Source organism: Mesorhizobium sp. M0208 (assembly GCF_040322015.1).
Classification (GTDB): domain Bacteria; phylum Pseudomonadota; class Alphaproteobacteria; order Rhizobiales; family Rhizobiaceae; genus Mesorhizobium.
In genome coordinates this window covers 1-16406 of record NZ_JAMYSP010000047.1, presented here as the reverse complement: position 1 = coordinate 16406, position 16406 = coordinate 1, and the positions used below count along the sequence as shown (strand labels likewise).

Below are 16406 nucleotides of genomic sequence, written 5' to 3'. Positions count from 1 at the left end.
TTGTTTGGTTCGCGAGTCCCGATCTGATTGGTTTCTTCCATGGTTCCTCGATATTACGATCTCCCGTCACTAACAGCCCTCACGGCGTTCGAGGCCTCGGCACGCCATCTCTCATTCAAGCTTGCGGCTTCCGAGCTGGGCGTGACATCGGGAGAAATCAGGCGGCAGATCAAAGCCATTGAGGACGAACTTGGTGTTCCGCTGTTTGTGAGGCGAGGAACCGCCGTGATGCTTACCAGCTCTGGCAAAGACATCTACAGCGTGCTGGCAAGCAGCTTTTCCAAGGCGTCCGATGTCGTCAGGACCATCAGACGCGATCGTTCCGGGAACGTCACGATGCCTACAGCGATGCGCTCGCGTCGATGTGGTTGACGCCGCGCATGCCGGCGTATTGCACTGCATGCTGTATCAAAGTTGACCATGTAATTTCCGACAGTTCCGCGACTATTGCGGGCGCACAAGTCGAGCTGCGCATCCTCTATGGGTGCGGCTCATGGCCTGACGAGACAGCGGAACTGTTGTTGGGCGCATCATCTACCCAGTCTGCGGTCCCGGCTTCGCCCAGGAGCACAACGAGCAACCCCCAAGTGCTTGCCCCAACTGCTGCTCGTGAATGTGGGATGGATTGAACCGACTGGGCCGGATGAGACGAGTCCTGCGGCGTGCGGGGATTACGCACGGGGCGAGCAAGTTTTTCGTGGCTTTGCAAGCCCTCCGGCTGATCAGGGGCGTTGCCGTGGGCTGGCAACCGGCTGGCGCGAACATTGTCCAAGAGGGCAAGCTCATCAAGATCACCGACCTCGAACTGGACGCCATCGGGAGGATACCAACTGACGTGGAACGACAGCCGGCGCCTGTCGCGGGGGCGGAGCGGGTGAGCAAGTGGTTCGGAAGATTTAGACCGAAGAGCGGAACGCCTGAAGGTAGAGCTCGCGCCCGGCGTGTGCCTTTGAACGCCTTTGCCCGATGAGCGAACAGTTCGTAGCCCGACACGCCGGTTCTCATAGGCAGGCTCGATACGGCCAGAACCGCAAAAAAGTTGCCTGCCAGATGATTTTATTTCGGCTGCTCCCACTCCTCAGCTTGCATATAACACTTACCTGTAGCCCCAAACTGGAGCGAGGCAGATGTCGTTCAAAGGCGTTATTCCGCCCGTCACAACGCCCTTTCACGCGGACGGGTCGATCGACCGTGACGGTTTCTGCGTCATGGTCGAGCACCTAGTCTCGACTGGCGTCCACGGTATCATTGTCGGTGGCACGACAGGAGAGTACTACGCCCAGTCACGCGACGAGCGTGTCAGCCTTCTTAAGCTTGCCAGGAACGTGGTGAAGGGGAAGATGCCCCTAATCGCCGGCGTCGGCGCCATTCGCACTGACGACTGCATTGAATACGCGTTAATTGCAAAGGACCTCAAGTACGACGGCATCCTGATCGGCTCGCCGTACTACGCTGTTCCCACGCAGCTCGAACTTGCCAATCATGCACTTGCGATCGACAAGGCCGCCAATTTACCGGCGATGCTCTACAACTATCCCGGACGCACCGGCACGATGATGGACGTCGAGTTCCTGGACCGGGTCGGTCGCAGCTCCAATTTCTGTGCCATCAAGGAATCCAGCGGCAGCATGAACCAGCTGCACGCCTTGGCTCGTGACTACCCGCACATCGATCTGTTCTGCGGCATGGATGATCAGGCGCTTGAATTCTTCGCCTGGGGCGCAAAAGGATGGGTCTGCGGCGCCGGCAACTGCCTGCCGACAGAGCACCTCGCGCTATACGAAGCCTGCGTGATCGAGAAGGACTTCACCAAGGGCCGGCAGATCATGTCGGCGCTTCTGCCTCTGATGAGGCTTCTCGAACAGGGCGGCAAATTCGTCCAGAGCATCAAGTTCGGGTGCGAATTGGCTGGATTGCCGGCTGGGCCCGTGCGCCTGCCGATGCGGGCACTCGGCGACGAACAGAAGCGGGAACTCGAGTCGACGATCCGCACTCTTAAGGCAGTCATCGCGTCAATCACCGTAAAATCCCAGAAGAGGGCTTCCGAGAATGTCATCGCTATTAACGCGTGATGAGTACCAGAACTTAGCGGGCAGCCTGCCACTGCCGACCAGCGCAGTAATAGATGGCAAGGCGCGGGCTGCACAATCTGGGGATACTTTCGAGACCATCAATCCCGCGACAGGGCAGGTCATCGCCAAGATCGCTTCCTGCGGCCAGGCCGATGTCGATCTCGCTGTCGAGAAGGCGCGACTGGCGTTTGAATCGGGCGCCTGGTCGCGTGCGCATCCGAGCGAGCGCAAGCGCGTCCTGCGGCGGCTCGTGAAACTGATGAAGCGAAACGCCCATGAGCTTGCAGTACTTGAGACGCTCGAAAGCGGCAAGCCGATCTTCGACGTCGAAACCATAGACATCCCCGAGGCTCTGCATTGCCTGGAATGGCATGCGGAAGCCACCGATAAGCTCTACGGCCAGACGTCACCTTCGGGCGACGATGTCGTGTCGATGATCGTGCGCCAGCCGCTGGGCGTGGTCGCCTGCGTTCTGCCCTGGAATTTCCCGATCCTCATGCTGGCCTGGAAGATCGGTCCGGCACTTGCGACGGGGAACTCCGTCATTGTCAAGCCGGCCGAGCAGACCAACATGTCGACGTTGCGGATCGCCGAACTGGCGCATGAGGCCGGGCTGCCGTCAGGCGTCCTGCAAATCGTCACCGGTCCGGGCGAAGTGACCGGCAAGGCACTCGGCGTGCATCCCGATATCGACATGGTCGCCTTCACCGGGTCAACTGACGTCGGCCGGAAATTCTTGGAATATTCCGCCAAGTCCAATCTCAAGCGCGTCGTGCTCGAATGCGGCGGAAAGAACCCATGCATCGTGCTGGAAGACGCCGAGAACCTCGACGTTGTTGCACAGCACGTCACCCAAGCTGTTTTCTGGAACATGGGCGAGAACTGCTCGTCCAATTCCCGCCTGATCGTACACGAGAAGATCAAGGATCGCTTGGTGGAAACCGTCCTCCACAAGCTAAAGGAATGGCCTTTGGGCGAGCCACTGGATCCGGGCAATCGGCTCGGCGCCATTGTGTCGAAGGAGCAGTTCGACCGCATCTTGGGCTACATCAGGAAGGGGCGGGAGGAAGGCGCCAGGATCGTCACGGGCGGCAGCGCACACAAGTACGGCAAAGGCTATTTCATCGAGCCGACCATATTCGACGATGTCACGCCCGAAATGGCGATTGCGCGAGAGGAAATTTTCGGTCCAGTGCTGTCGGTAATCAAAGTCGCCAACGCTGACCAGGCGCTTCGAGTCGCCAACGACACGCAATACGGGCTTGCAGCATCGATCTTTACTGCCAATCTCGGCAAGGCGCATCGCATCGCGAGGGACATTCGCGCCGGGACGGTGACCATCAATTGCTACGGCGAAGGAGACGTCTCGACACCCTTCGGCGGCTTCAAGCTTTCGGGCTTCGGGGGACGAGACAAGTCTTTGCATGCCCACGACCAATATACTGAACTCAAGACCATCTGGGCGGACATCTCCGATCCTAAGGTCTCGCGTTCGGTAGACTAGCCTAGTCGCATCGATGAGCGATTATGAGGCTGTCCGCACGCCTGCGGACACATCCATGCCCGGCTGGTACGGTATTCTGCCGCCTCCCAAGGCACCTGAGGTGCTGCGCGGCCGTCACAAGGCGGACTGGCTCATTGTAGGAGCTGGGTTTGCTGGCTTGGCGGCCGCGCGGCGCCTCTCACAACTGGTGCCGAACGAGCGCATAGTGGTGATCGATGCTCAGCGCGTCGGCTGGGGTGCTGCCGGGCGCAACTCCGGCTTCATGATCGATCTGCCGCACGAGCTCGGTGGGGAGCATTACGGCGGAAGTCAGGACCGCGACCGCAAGCGCATCCGCATGAACCGCGCCGCGATCGAATTTTCGGCTTCGGCCGCGGACGAATATGCGTTGCAGAAATACTTCGTTCGGGCCGGCAAGTACCACGGAGCCGCAACCGATCACGGTGTTGCCGTCCTGCGCGAATTCGAAAAACACCTGACGGGGCTAGGCGAGCCATTCGAGCGGCTCGACGCGCTGCAGTTGAAGGAAATCACCGGAACCGAGTTCTTCGTCGGCGGTACGTTTACGCCTGGAACGGTAATGGCACAGCCGGCCGGCTTCATTCGTGGACTCGCCGAAGGTTTGTCGAGGCGTGTGCAGCTATTCGAGAATTCACCGGTGACTTCTCTGCAAACAGGCAAACTGCACACTGCCAAGACGGCCGAGGGCGAGATCACCGCGCCACGGTTGATCCTCACCGTTAACGGTCATCTCGAAAGCTTTGGCTTCTTCAAGAAACGCCTGCTGCATGTGTTCACTTACGCCAGCATGACGACGCCGCTTTCCAAGAGCGAACAGACAGCGCTGGGAGGTGAGCCGCATTGGGGCTTGATCCCGGCCGACCCGATGGGATCAACCATCCGGAGGATCGGCGATCGGATCGTCGTCCGCAACACCTTCACCCATAATCCGGACATGTCCACCAGTGAGAAGAGGATCCGTCGGATCGGCGCCGTGCACGAGCGATCATTCCAGGCGCGCTTCCCGATGCTGGGTGAAATACCTATGGAGTTTCGATGGGGAGGCCACCTTTGCCTTTCCCTCAACTCCGCTCCTGCATTCGGCGAAGTCGATGAGAGGGTGTTCGTAGCTGGATGCTGCAATGGTCTCGGAACGGTGCAAGGCACCCTCTACGGAATGCTGGCTGCCGATCTTGCCGTTGGCAGTAACGAGCCAATGGTTGCAGACGCCCTGAAAGAGCCAGCCCCGGCTCGGCTTTATCCAGAACCGCTGATGTCGATCGGCGCGCCGCTGAAGCTGTGGGCGATGCAGAAGCGCGCCGGCAGAGAGCTCTAGCTTTCTCGTTCTTGCGCGGCCGCTTCCCGGATCCAGCTACGGAGGCTCTGGGCGGCAGGGGAAAGCGTGCGATTTTGATACCAGGTGAGATAGTAGCTGCCAGGGGCTGGGAGCTCGAGATCGGTCAGTCTGACGAGTTTCCCTTCGTCAATCTGCGCCTTGACAAGGCGGTGCCAGCCAACAGCCACCCCTTGATCGGCTTGAGCAGCCTGAAGCGCCACAAAGAACTTGCCGAAGCGGCGACCGCGGGTCGGCCCATGCGACACCCCCGCGCGCCGTAAGACCTCGTCCCAGCCAGCCCAGTCGGGATCCACCCAGTCAACATGCAGCAAGGGGAGGTCGGCCAACGACTCAGCCGTTGCATCGCGATGCTTGCTTGCAAATCCCGGTCCGCATACCGGGTAGATTGTTTCATCGAAAAGGAGCTCAGCATCTTCATTCGACCACGATCCGAACCCGTAGCGAATGCGCAATTCGACCTCGGCTCGGCGGTAATCGCGAGGATTGTCCGAGATAAGGTGGTCAACGGCAATATCCTGGTACCGTGTCCAGAAGTCCGGCATCCGTGGAATCAGCCACGTCGACGCGAAGGCGTCCGTGCACGCCAGCGTGACGTTCTTGGAACGGTCGCCGCGTTTCACATTTCGGACGATGTCTGCGGCCCGCGAAAAACCGCTGGCCAACACGCCATAAAGATCTTCGCCGGCGCTTGTCAGCGCCACACCGGTTCCCAATCGGGTAAACAGCGGAACCCCCAGTTCGTCCTCGATCGCTTTTATCTGTCGGCTGACGGCGCCAGGAGTGACGTTCAGTTCCGCAGCAGCCAATTTGAATGACAGGTGCCGGGCAGACGCCTCGAAAACAGCTAAAGCAGTCAGGGACGGCAGGTCATAATAGCGGCGAACCATCTCAAGCTCCAAACACTTCGATAATCGCGCCGCGCGACAAATAGAGCAAGCCGGCTGAATATGTTGGGACAACCATTTACAAGGCGACGCGATAGCCTGCGTTTCGACCGACTATGGCTGCGATCCCCACCCATTTGCGGCGGAACATAGGAGATTTGTATGAACCATGCTTCGCGATCTGCGACTCTGCCAAATCCATGTCCGACGCGGCTGCAGCGGAACATGCCCGGGAATTGTCTGCGCTTGGCAACTAAACAAGGGGGTGAGACTTTTGCAGGGCTGCCCCACTGGTCTTCAGCAGCCTTTCAGAGACTATGAACCGAACTATCCCTTTAAAGATGGCTAGCCTGTGACTGGCGTTGAGAAGACGAAGACTGCGGTGATAACAGGCGCGGGGGGAGATACCGGGCAAGCGATCTCCAGAGAGTTGCGGGGGGGCGTGTGGTTGCCGGCGACGTAAGCGATCGATGTCCTTCACTGCTTCTAGAAGAAACGGAGGCCACGTCAAAACACGACAAGGAGATTGCTTCTGCACGCCACAAGGCAGTCATTCGGAAGAGGTTTGAGCAAATGAGTGAAATTGCCACCGAAATCAGGCATGTTACGAAGCCGGGAGCTAATCTGTTCGCGGAACTGGGCTTTTCGGAAAAATGAAGCCAAGCTTTATCACGGGGAGTCCAGAAAGCATATCGAGGAGCTCCTCTCTTGAAGGAGCAGCTCATGGGAGAGCTGGCTGTTTGTATCCAGGAGAACCACTTGAAACAGGAGGAGGCTGCCAAGATTTTTCATGTGACCAGACCGCGCATCTCCGATGTCGTGAACAGGAAGACCAGCAAATTCACGATGGATGCCTTGGTGAGCATGCTGGCCCGCGTAGGCAAACCAGTACGCCTGGTTGTCGGCTGAAGGCAGCGTCGGAAAGACACTGGCGTTTGAGGTTTATGCCGCGACTTCACTGGTGCGCGCAGCCGTCGACCATGCCTGCGCAGTGTACGGCGTTCGGGTTTTGCGATCTGGTCAAAAGCTCCTTACAGGCGGTTGCGATGTTAGCCGATCCTGCGTCGTCCTTGGCCATACCGAGCTTTCCAGCGAACCTGACCGCACATTCTGACGTCGACAACCGCCTAGCCACTTGCAATAACCCAACGCTGAACGGTTGCCCATGTTGTTTGAAGAGCCCAGACAACCGGTGGCGTTGCCATACAGACACATGAAGCAATGACGAGTCGGCCGGCTGCGTTGAAACTCTTAAATTTACGATTTGCGATGCGGGCCTGTACCGCAACCTGGAGAGCCATGTCGTCTAGATAGTCATCGGTTGCGGATTGCCCTTCCTCCGGAAAATATCGCTTCTTGGCGGCTTCACCGAATTCCCCGGCTTCCAGTTTTGCGATGTCGCCGAAATAGAGGAGGTTCGTCGAGCCATCTGCGGCCCGATGAAAGTGATGTAGGAATTTTGGCAGGAATGAAGTCAACGATATGACTGCCGCCACCGCCAAGAGCGGAAGAACGACGAGGAACGCTGCGCGGTAGCCCATGGCTGGTTCGTCCGGAGATCGGAGCATCGTGATGATCGATCCCATCCAAACCGAGCAAAACGTGAGCAGAGCCGCGTTCTTCGTTTCTGCAAATTTTACAAGGTCCAGCATCCGGCCGTGATTGGCCGAAAGCAGTTTCTCGTAAGTATCTTGCTGGTCGTTCTTGGCCATTGAAATCCTATGCTGCCTCATCCAACTGCACGGCCAGAAAGTCGGCGAGAGGGCAGTTGTCCATTGTCCCGCAGCATTTCAGCGTTGTGTTTTTGAAACTGTAGAAGAACGACTGCTCCGCCTCACGCCAGCCATCTAACGCCAGCGCGAAATCGGCGAGGACATCTGCGTGGTCCGAGCAGGCGGAAATCGGCCGGTTCCCATCGCCGCATTTGCATCTTTGCCGAAGCGTCATCACGCGACGATCGTTTCGAACTACCGACAGTATCCTCTTACCGTTCAGGAGCAGTCGGACCCGACGCTCGTTGTTTACTCGCTTCTCCACGGTCGAAAAACGCTCCTCTCGGAGAGAGGATATGAATGCTTTGCCGAGATTGGACGCATTGAATTCTGCGACCGCTTGAAATCTCGCTGCCTCTGGCCCATGGGCTCTAGCATCGGCCTTCCCTGGCCATGAGCGGAGCACCGCCGCAGTGCCCTGCCTAAGGAGAAAAATGAGCAACTTCCCCCACCATCCCGCCGCCGCCTCATGATTGTCGATGGTGTGACGCTCGAGCTCCGCCCAAAAAAGGCAGAAGCTTCCATCGAAGTTTATGTGACGTTCCGGGCAGAATGACGGAAGGCGGTCTGGCTTCACCTCGCGAGCTTTGACTGTCTCGCCGACCCGCGTGATCTCAATAAGAAATTTAGTCGCTGGGGCACCGGAAGCAAGCGCGGGCTGGACAGCAAAGATTGCGCTGTCGCCGTTCTCGCGCATGAGGACGGCATGGTTCAAGGTTGCAGTCTCAGTCAGAAGCCGCACGGCCGACATGGAGTTAGCGCTTCTCCAAGTAAGGTCGAAATGGCGCTTCGGCAGCTCTGGCTATTGAAGGACTCACCACCGCGTAAGCGGCACCGTGGATGGCTTTGGCCACCTTGTTTTCATCGGCAACGAGCGCTTCGAGCACCACATCATAGGTGAGGCCGGACTTTCGCCTCGACGTTCCGAAGAGCGTGCGCACCGATGCCGGGCCTCCGTCATATGCGGTTTGGCCGATTGCCGTCTGCTCGCCAGTGCAGCGTTTCTGTTCGTCCTCTGATCCCAAGACTGCTCGTCCAGTGGAGCAGCGAACACGATTGCCCTGCATGCCAAGTCGGGTGATGGCAGTTGGTCCAAACTCAAAACCAATCGCCAGTCCCAGATCGTCCGTATCCACGTCATTTGCGCGCAGCCGCTCAAGCGCCAGGTCGAAGCTGCTCCTGAGGGCGCCGGCGCAGAGTGTTCCAGTCGATACCGTGTCCTCAGTGTAGGTCTGAAAGGCGGTTCCCTCCATCAAATGGCCATGGATGCAGTCACCGATGAACCTGATACGACGTCCCGAGAAGTCGCAAGAAAGAACTCGATCAAGCTCTGAGCGGATGACATGGAGACAGCGAACAACGTCTTCCGGATCGTCGTCGATATGGGCATCCACGTAGGCCGTGAAATTGTCGACGTCAGCGTAGACCGAAATCGTCTCCATGCGCCTTGAGTTGCCCGGCGTCAGTAGCGAGATGTCGAGATCTCTCAGGGGTGGCGTGACTCGCGCGAAAACAAAGGAGCCGATCGGATTGTTCTTGTTGTCAGCGCGCCATTCGGACACCAGCGTGTCCTTGCTCAAGCCGAGCTGCGCTGCATCCTGGCACTCGGCGATCTCTTCCTCGGTCAATGGCGTAAGCGGGATGTCCTCGGCATCGAGCTCTTCAAGGCCGATTGCAGATCGTGCCTCATTGCTGAGAGAGATTCCGACGTCGGTTCCGTTCGACGCGATCTTTGCAGCCATATTGGCAGGGCGGCCAAGGAATAGTGGTTCCCGATTGCCGCCGCGACCGTTGTTGACGACCAGCGCGCGGCCGCTGTCTATGCCGATGCGAACCTGTGCTGCGGGAATGTTCTCATCGTCGTCGCCCGTTTCCTGCAGGACGTCGCTGATCAATCGTGCAATCGCCACCGCTCGGTTCACGCGATCGCCTTCCGAATCTTCGCCGTAGGGCTTGGCGACAACCGCGTGGAGGCGCTGGTTGTGAAAATCGACACGCAGGGCATCCGACGCCGCTAAGATTCTGCGTACGGCCCTGTAGTGAAGATTGAGAAAGCGGAGCGTCCTCTTGTGACAGGTCTCGCCCTCCACGTCGGTGCTTTCGAGCATGTCACGGAGGTTCAACATGTCCACATAGAGGTGAACCGCATCCATTCGGTAGGCTTTGTTCGTCGGTATGGACGTCAATGACGTGTCACGGGTGTAGTCGACAACCGTCACCGTTTCGACGTCTTTGAAACGGGCATCGATGGCGTTCTTGGCGCGTTGATATTTCCAGTTATTCGACAACTTCGTCTCCATGTCTTTCCGGGCGCTTGGTGCACCAACGATTTCGATCAAGTTCTGTCCGACGACTCCGTCATGAAATGCGAGCCGTCGTGGAGTCGTGCCTCGGGCGAGATGCCTCATTGCGATCATTCCCCGTTTGTTTGTTTGTTCTGATGGGGATTCTTCCGGTCGGTCCTTCGCCTAAAGAGTCGGAATCCACCCCTCGGAACGCCGGACAACGTGTTGAGGGGTACTGTTGTGTCTTTCGAGGCGGTTTAGCTGGAAATCATACCAAACTATGCGCGCACCGATATTCGGGGCGTGGGCCTTCTCAGGAGTTCGCGACGAATCTGCTACGGCGGCTGTCGCAGATCCCGCAAATCTCATTCCTTCCATCCCATGCTGCGAAATTCAGCTCCCAAGTTGGCTCCTAGAGTCACAACTTTGGGTCCCCCACCAATACCAAGCAAAAATCTGCTAGCACGGAGCCGCGGAAGCTCGTCGGCGCAAAAAAGTAGCCTCCCGATTGACTTTATTTCGGTGGCGTCTCGTCGATTGTACCTGCGCCGCTGCCTTGGCTGGTTTCTTCTTCCATCTAGTGGCTCTGGAATAAAGCCGAGTAAGTGCTGTCGGCGCCGCTACTGTCAGCCACGAAACTGAACTCCGACGCGAGCAACCTGATGGACGTGCCCGTCTGCCGCGGCGCTTTAATCAACAGACGCGTGAGAGTTTTGCAGTAGGTCAAACCTTCAGACTCCGGCAATAGTTCCGGCCGGCCCACACAGGCTGCATCGTTTTTCTTGGAGGCCGGCATGACTGCTCAACTACAACTTTCTCGTAGAGGAGGGCGGGAAGCGCGGCGGACGATCCGCACGGCGCCAAAGGTCGACATGTTGCCGACGCTGAAGCGGGGCCTGCCTGTGATAGAGCCGATGGATGTCGAGCAGGTTGAACGTATTCATGAGGCTTCTCTCGCCATCCTGGAAGAAGTGGGCGTGGTGTTTCGCGATCCGATCGCGATTGAGGACTGGAAGAGAGCCGGAGCGGACGTTCGCGCGGATGACCGCGTTCATCTCGATCGCGGCCTGGTCATGGAGCTGATCAAGACCATTCCCCCCAACGTCCAGTACTTCGCGCGAGATCCAGCGAAGAATGTCGAGCTCGGAGGCGACAAATCCATCTTCGTGCCGATGACCGGCGCGCCGTACATGCGCGACCTTGATGACGTCAGGCGTGGCCCGACGATCGCGGACCTTGGGACCTTCCATAAGCTGGCTCACATGATGCCGGCGTTGCATTCATCGGCGCACCACATCGTCGAGCCAATGGACATTGTTGTCGCGCATCGGCACCTGCACATCACCTATTCGTCAATGAAGCACTCCGACAAGATATTCATGGGCATGACCACCTCGCCCAAAAATGCCGAGGACGTGCTCGACATGTGCGAGATCCTTTTCGGCGAGGGCTTCCTCGAGAAGCACGCAGTGACTACCGGAAACTGCAATGGCAATTCGCCGCTGGTATGGGACCAGGTCATGCTGGGCGGCATGCGTGCTTTCTGCCGGCGCAACCAGCCCGTCTTGTGCTCGCCCTTCGTTCTCGGCGGCGCGAACACGCCAGCCTCCACCGCGGCGGCAGTGGCGCAGCTCAATGCGGAGGCGCTTTCGGCACTCGCCTACACGCAGGTGGTGCGCAAGGGCTGCCCTGCCATTTATGGGCATTACCTGTCGACCGTGTCGATGCAATCGGGAGCGCCGATGGCGGGAACGCCAGAGATATCGCTCATGAATTTCATGATCGGCCAGATGGCTCGTCGCTATAACGTGCCCTGGCGCACTTCGAACCTGCTCGGTGGAGCCAAGATCTTCGATGCGCAAGCTGGCTATGAAAGTGCGATGACGATGATGGCCGTGCTGATGTCTGGCGCAAACTACATCTGGCATTCGGCTGGCTGGAATGAAGCCGGCATGCACTGCTCGATCGCAAAGTTCGTTGTCGACGCCGAAGTCTGCGCCATGGGCTATCGCATGACGCAAGGCATCCAGTGGGACGATTTTGATGAAGCCCTGGCCGCGGTCCGCGATGTCGGCCCAGGCGGCCATTACTTTGGCCATCCGCATACACAGGCGAACTTCGAGAAGGCCTTCTTTATTCCGAAACTCTTCGACAATAACTCGATCGAGCAGTGGTACGCTAGTGGCTCCAAGGATATCAAGCAACGTGCCCTCGATCATGCGCGCCGCCTTCTGGCCGAATATGAAGAACCTAAGCTCGACGTCGCGAAGGACGAGGAATTGCGCGCTTATATCGATCGTCGCTCAAGGGAAATCCCCGCCGTCGAGGCACTCAACGAGGAATACTGAGCATCATGCGCATTGACCGGATCAACGTCTATAGTAGCAAGCTGCCTGTTAAAGGTGGCACCTATCGAATGGCAAGCACCGACGTCGACGCGCTTGACAGCACCCTTGTTGAGGTTGTGACAAATGACGGGTTGACTGGCTGGGGCGAAACCTGCCCGGTAGGGCCGGTTTATCAGCCGCATCATGCACTCGGCGCACGCGCGGCGATTGCCGAAATCGCGCCAGGTCTTATGGGCGCGGAGATTGCCTCGATCAGGCTTCTCGCCAATCGCATGGACGAGCGCTTGAACGGGCATGGCTATGCCAAGGCAGCGTTCGACATAGCGTTTCTCGACCTCCTTGGGCAACGGCTGGGAGTGCCGGTTTCAACGCTGTTGGGCGGCGCCCTGACCGATCGCGTCCCGTCCTACTACTCGCTGATTGTTGGCTCACCGGACGAAACGGCCAGGATTGCCAACGACAAGGTGAAGTCAGGTTATCCACGCCTGCAGGTCAAAATCTCGGGCCGAAATCTCGAAAAGGATGTCGCCACGGTTCACAAGGTTTGGGAGGTGGTCGGCCATAATGCGCGTATCGCAGTGGATGGCAACAGGGGCCTCACTGTCGCTGCAGCGATCCATCTCGATCGGCTTTGCCAGGCGATACCCTTTGTTTTCGAACAGCCCTGCAACACTATGGATGAGGTCGCCACTCTAAAGGGCAGGGTCACGCATCCGATCTATCTGGATGAGAACACCGAAGATCAGAATGCAGTGCTCCGGGCGATCTCCCTCGGCATCGCAGATGGCTTCGGCTTCAAGGTCACCCGTCTTGGCGGCCTCAGCAAAATGGCGACGATGCGTGACCTTTGCGCCATCCGCTCGTTACCGCACAGCTGTGATGACGCATGGGGTGGCGACATAATCGCGGCGGCTTGCGTGCATTTAGCTTCCACTGTGGAGCCGCGCCGTTTCGAGGGCGCCTGGATCGCGCAGGAATATATCGAAGGACATTTCGACGCGAAGAATCCCATCGTCATCGAAAATGGTCACATCGCCGTACCCCAGCTGCCAGGCCTCGGTGTCAAACCGGAACCCGGCATCTTCGGTGAGCCGGTAGTCACGTACGGATCCTAGTGAACGCGCCCGCCAACATCATCGCAATGACGTCGTTGGCCACGCCGAATATTTCGGCGGCGGCCGATCGACCGTTTGACTTGGTGGCTCTTTTGTTACCCGGGTTCTCGCACCTGGCGCTTCACGCCTATGTCGAACCTTTTCGCATCGCCAACACGGTATCGAGGCTCCCGCTGTTCCGGTGGCGAATCGCGGGGCTTGACGCTCGGCCAATCGAGGGCGCCAACGGCCTTTCGGTTGCCGTTGATGTCGTGATAGACGAGCTGCTTGCCGGTTCGGGCGATTGCAGACCGAACCAGCTCGCTATCGTGACGGGCGAGCTGGTAGAACAGCAACTGACGCCTGAACTCAACGGATTTCTGCGAACGATGGCGCGTCGCGGGGTGCCGATATCTGCGGTTGGGACAGCGACATGGCTGCTTGCTCGGACGGGCCTTCTGGCAGGCACACGCTGCACGATACACTGGTCGCGGCTCGCTGCTTTCGCCGAAGTGTTCAACCAGCCCCGCATAAGCGATTCCTTGTTTGTCAAAGACGGCCAGTATTCAACCTGCGCGGGAGAACTGGCAGCTTTCGACCTGGCGATCGATCTGATCGGCAGCCATGCCGGCGGGTATATTGCACAGGAGGTCTGCCGCCACGCGACTGTCCAAGGTCAGCGCTCAGGATCAAACCGCCAGACCGGGCCGTCGGGTCTAGCCTTTGCCGGTGTGAGCGACAAGCTCCTGATGGCAATGCGGATCATGGAAGAAAATGTGGAGTTCCCGCTGACAATGGAGGATGTCGCGCAACGGGCCGGAGTATCGCGGCGCCAGCTGGAACGCTTGTTCGCTTCCCATATCGGACTTCCGCCAGTGCGTCACTATCTCCGGATTCGCACAGACCATGCGAAGCGCCTGATCGAAGGCACACGGATGCCCATCATCGACATTGCCATGGCCTGCGGGTTTACGTCTGCTTCGCACTTCGCAAAGTGCTTCAGAGCCTTCAATCGAATGTCGCCGCAGCAGTGTCGAGCGATAGTGCCGGCTTGGGTTGGGCCCGGCTTAAGATGATAGATTGGTATTTGAATTTAGCGGAGAACAGCGGCACCTCTAGCCATGCTAAATGTTTGGAGTCGATCTGCCCACCAACAATCAGAAAGCGGCGCAACAATACGTCCGGATCATAGCGCTCAAAGCGGCGAGATGAGCCTATCAGTTGTGCTCTTCCGTGTCGACCGACGTTCACGCGGCAACCATTGGATTGATGACGGCTTTGATACGGCCCCGATCATGGTGGCGCAGGATGACTTCTCACCATTGCATGATGCGGGGGCGGCGAGGATTTCATTTCGCCCCAAGAACCTCTCTGATTGCACTATTGGGTTGGGAAGATGCTGTAGCTTCTCGGTGATGGCCGTTCAAACAGTCCAGCGCAGCTGCGGTTGGCGACGACCGGTGCGAAGATCATGCAAGCTCCGTCGCATTCTGTAACGACGGTCAGCCCGGCCATGCCTGCAAAACCCGGCCAGTTGTGCGGCCGGGTTGGCGGGGTCTCCAGATCTGGGTCGCGCGCAGTAGACGGATGGAGGGATCGAGTCAGGACAATGACGAAGAAGATGCCGCTTCTCTTCGAGACATTTGTGGAAAAGCTGTCGGAGAGTGTCGATGAAACAGATTTCCGGGATGCCATGGCCGGGGCGGCCACAGCACTTGATCTACTCACCTTTGCCTATTTGGCGTTGCCATTGCAATCTTGTGGCGAGCCCAAGCTGATCTCGAATTATCCGCCTCCCTGGACCGCGCACTATCTGCAAAACCAGTATCAGAAAGTCGATCCCGTCATCATGCGTGCGCGGTGTGGCGGCTGCCCGTTTCCATGGGGATCGGATTTGCGTGGCGTTGAGATGTCGCCGGCTCAACAGAAGCTTTTTGATGAGGCGGCCCAGTTCAGCATCCGCTGCGGTTTGACGATCCCGATTATCGATCGTAGAGGCTGTGTTGCAGCGATGACTTTTGCCGCTGATAAGCCCAATTCCGCATTCCTGCGCGTTGCTGAGCGATATGAACAGGCGCTCCAACTCATGGCGACATTTTTTCACATTTATGCTCGTCGAAAGCTGTCCGGCAACCGAACAGTGGACGGCGTTTCGTTGACACCTCGTGAATATGAATGTCTGCAATGGGCGGCGCGCGGAAAGTCTGCCTGGGCTATGGGCTGCATCTTGGGCATCAAACCGCGCACCGTCGCTTTCCACCTCGAGAATGCGAAGAAGAAGCTCGGCGTGCACACCAAGGATCAGGCCGTAGCCCTGCTGGCCTCCTCGCGATCTTCAATTCTTTGAGAAACTGAATTCGTCTTTGGTAGTCCTGAGCATGAGCACAGGCTGTTTCGGGTGGCCATTCGCCTCCAATGCAGGGCCATTCCTTCCCAGACGCCATCATGATGCAACTTATTGCACCCGATTGGTACGGTGACTTTGCCAACGAACTACATGCAATGCACCCTCTGCGAGACCGCGTTTTCAAGGAGCGTTTCCTTGCTTCAAAGGCGAAACGGAGCGCACAGCGGGATTGTTCACCCGGCGAACAATACCTTGTAGCCAGTTGTGACCATCCAGTTCGCACGGTCGAGATGACTACGAAGAGCCTTCCTGGCGCGCTCCGGTTCGCGTGCTGGATCGATGCCGAGGATGAGGTGGGCCATCTCTTCTTCGCTCGCATCATCGGCGGAGGCGTCTAGGAGCCGCATATAAGTCGTGAAATGCGCTTTATCGTATGCCGTGAGGCTGTCCGACCAGTGCACTTCGTCGGCAATTGGCGTGCTCGATCTAGGCTGTAACATCGCTGGTTATATCTCCGGAAAACGGCCTGCGCGAAGCCCTCATCAGAATTGTCGCGCCACACTTGAGCGCCGCGGTACAGGCTCCAATCTGGTCGGCCAGTGTGGAAAGGCTGAGGTCGATGCCCTCGCCGGCATAGTGCTCGCTCTGCCGGTTCAGCGTGCGGATTCCGACGTGAAGCCGGCCGCCATTCCGATCAAAGACCGGCCAGCATTCCGATATGAAGCCGGCCAGCGTTCCAATCA

At 58.2% G+C, this 16406-nt stretch carries 14 protein-coding genes and 1 pseudogene; 9 read left to right on the top strand and 6 right to left on the bottom strand.

Going from position 1 to position 16406, the window contains the following annotated elements:
* Positions 1–39: 39 nt before the first annotated feature.
* The 4 genes from NKJ17_RS29755 to NKJ17_RS29740 all read left to right on the top strand — a co-directional run bounded on the left by NKJ17_RS29755 (position 40) and on the right by NKJ17_RS29740 (position 4912).
* A complete protein-coding gene (locus NKJ17_RS29755) occupies positions 40–372 on the top strand; it encodes a LysR family transcriptional regulator (RefSeq protein WP_352691322.1) in 333 nt (110 codons plus the stop codon).
* 755 nt (positions 373–1127) lie between these two features.
* On the top strand, positions 1128–2072 hold the full coding sequence (locus NKJ17_RS29750; RefSeq protein WP_352691320.1) for a dihydrodipicolinate synthase family protein: 945 nt from the start codon (positions 1128–1130) through the stop codon (positions 2070–2072).
* The gene (locus tag NKJ17_RS29745) at positions 2050–3576 is read left to right on the top strand and encodes an aldehyde dehydrogenase (RefSeq protein WP_352691319.1); all 1527 of its coding nucleotides are present in this window, start codon (positions 2050–2052) and stop codon (positions 3574–3576) included. Before NKJ17_RS29750 ends, NKJ17_RS29745 begins: the two co-directional genes overlap by 23 nt.
* A gap of 13 nt (positions 3577–3589) precedes the next feature.
* Entirely contained in the window at positions 3590–4912 is a 1323-nt protein-coding gene (locus NKJ17_RS29740) for an NAD(P)/FAD-dependent oxidoreductase (RefSeq protein ID WP_352691318.1), read from the top strand.
* On the opposite strand, the gene NKJ17_RS29735 is transcribed toward NKJ17_RS29740, so the two are convergent.
* On the bottom strand, positions 4909–5820 hold the full coding sequence (locus tag NKJ17_RS29735; RefSeq protein WP_352691317.1) for a LysR substrate-binding domain-containing protein: 912 nt from the start codon (positions 5818–5820) through the stop codon (positions 4909–4911). The genes NKJ17_RS29740 and NKJ17_RS29735 overlap by 4 nt on opposite strands.
* 705 nt (positions 5821–6525) lie before the next feature.
* Here NKJ17_RS29735 and NKJ17_RS29730 point away from each other — a divergent pair.
* Complete coding sequence (locus NKJ17_RS29730) at positions 6526–6726, top strand: helix-turn-helix domain-containing protein (RefSeq protein ID WP_352691315.1); 201 nt, start codon at positions 6526–6528, stop codon at positions 6724–6726.
* A gap of 218 nt (positions 6727–6944) precedes the next feature.
* Here the strand turns inward: NKJ17_RS29730 and NKJ17_RS29725 are convergent, their stop codons facing one another.
* Genes NKJ17_RS29725 through NKJ17_RS29715 form a run of 3 tightly spaced genes read right to left on the bottom strand, consistent with a single transcriptional unit; the run spans position 6945 to position 9928 of the window.
* Entirely contained in the window at positions 6945–7529 is a 585-nt protein-coding gene (locus NKJ17_RS29725; protein ID WP_352691314.1) for a Pycsar system effector family protein, read from the bottom strand.
* A gap of 7 nt (positions 7530–7536) precedes the next feature.
* Positions 7537–8304: an E2 domain-associated cysteine-rich protein gene (locus NKJ17_RS29720; RefSeq protein ID WP_352691312.1), complete on the bottom strand. Its 768-nt coding sequence runs from the start codon at positions 8302–8304 to the stop codon at positions 7537–7539.
* A gap of 40 nt (positions 8305–8344) precedes the next feature.
* Entirely contained in the window at positions 8345–9928 is a 1584-nt protein-coding gene (locus NKJ17_RS29715; protein ID WP_352691310.1) for a nucleotidyl cyclase domain-containing protein, read from the bottom strand.
* Between the two features lie 740 nt (positions 9929–10668).
* Between NKJ17_RS29715 and NKJ17_RS29710 the strand changes: the two genes are divergently transcribed.
* From NKJ17_RS29710 to NKJ17_RS29695, 4 genes are all read left to right on the top strand, one after another.
* Entirely contained in the window at positions 10669–12222 is a 1554-nt protein-coding gene (locus tag NKJ17_RS29710; protein ID WP_352691308.1) for a trimethylamine methyltransferase family protein, read from the top strand.
* A gap of 5 nt (positions 12223–12227) precedes the next feature.
* A complete protein-coding gene (locus NKJ17_RS29705; protein WP_352691306.1) occupies positions 12228–13337 on the top strand; it encodes a mandelate racemase/muconate lactonizing enzyme family protein in 1110 nt (369 codons plus the stop codon).
* Complete coding sequence (locus NKJ17_RS29700) at positions 13337–14392, top strand: GlxA family transcriptional regulator (RefSeq protein WP_352691304.1); 1056 nt, start codon at positions 13337–13339, stop codon at positions 14390–14392. The genes NKJ17_RS29705 and NKJ17_RS29700 overlap by 1 nt, the downstream gene beginning before the upstream one ends.
* Positions 14393–14937: 545 nt before the next feature.
* Positions 14938–15663, top strand: coding sequence for an autoinducer binding domain-containing protein (locus NKJ17_RS29695; RefSeq protein ID WP_502900129.1), 726 nt, complete (start codon positions 14938–14940; stop codon positions 15661–15663).
* Between the two features lie 233 nt (positions 15664–15896).
* Here NKJ17_RS29695 and NKJ17_RS29685 read toward each other — a convergent pair whose 3' ends face one another.
* Both NKJ17_RS29685 and NKJ17_RS29680 read right to left on the bottom strand, forming a co-directional pair.
* Entirely contained in the window at positions 15897–16163 is a 267-nt protein-coding gene (locus tag NKJ17_RS29685) for a DNA -binding domain-containing protein (protein ID WP_352691303.1), read from the bottom strand.
* Positions 16150–16406 (bottom strand): annotated as a pseudogene (locus tag NKJ17_RS29680) (hypothetical protein); the annotation flags it as partial. The pseudogene NKJ17_RS29680 and the gene NKJ17_RS29685, both read right to left, overlap by 14 nt.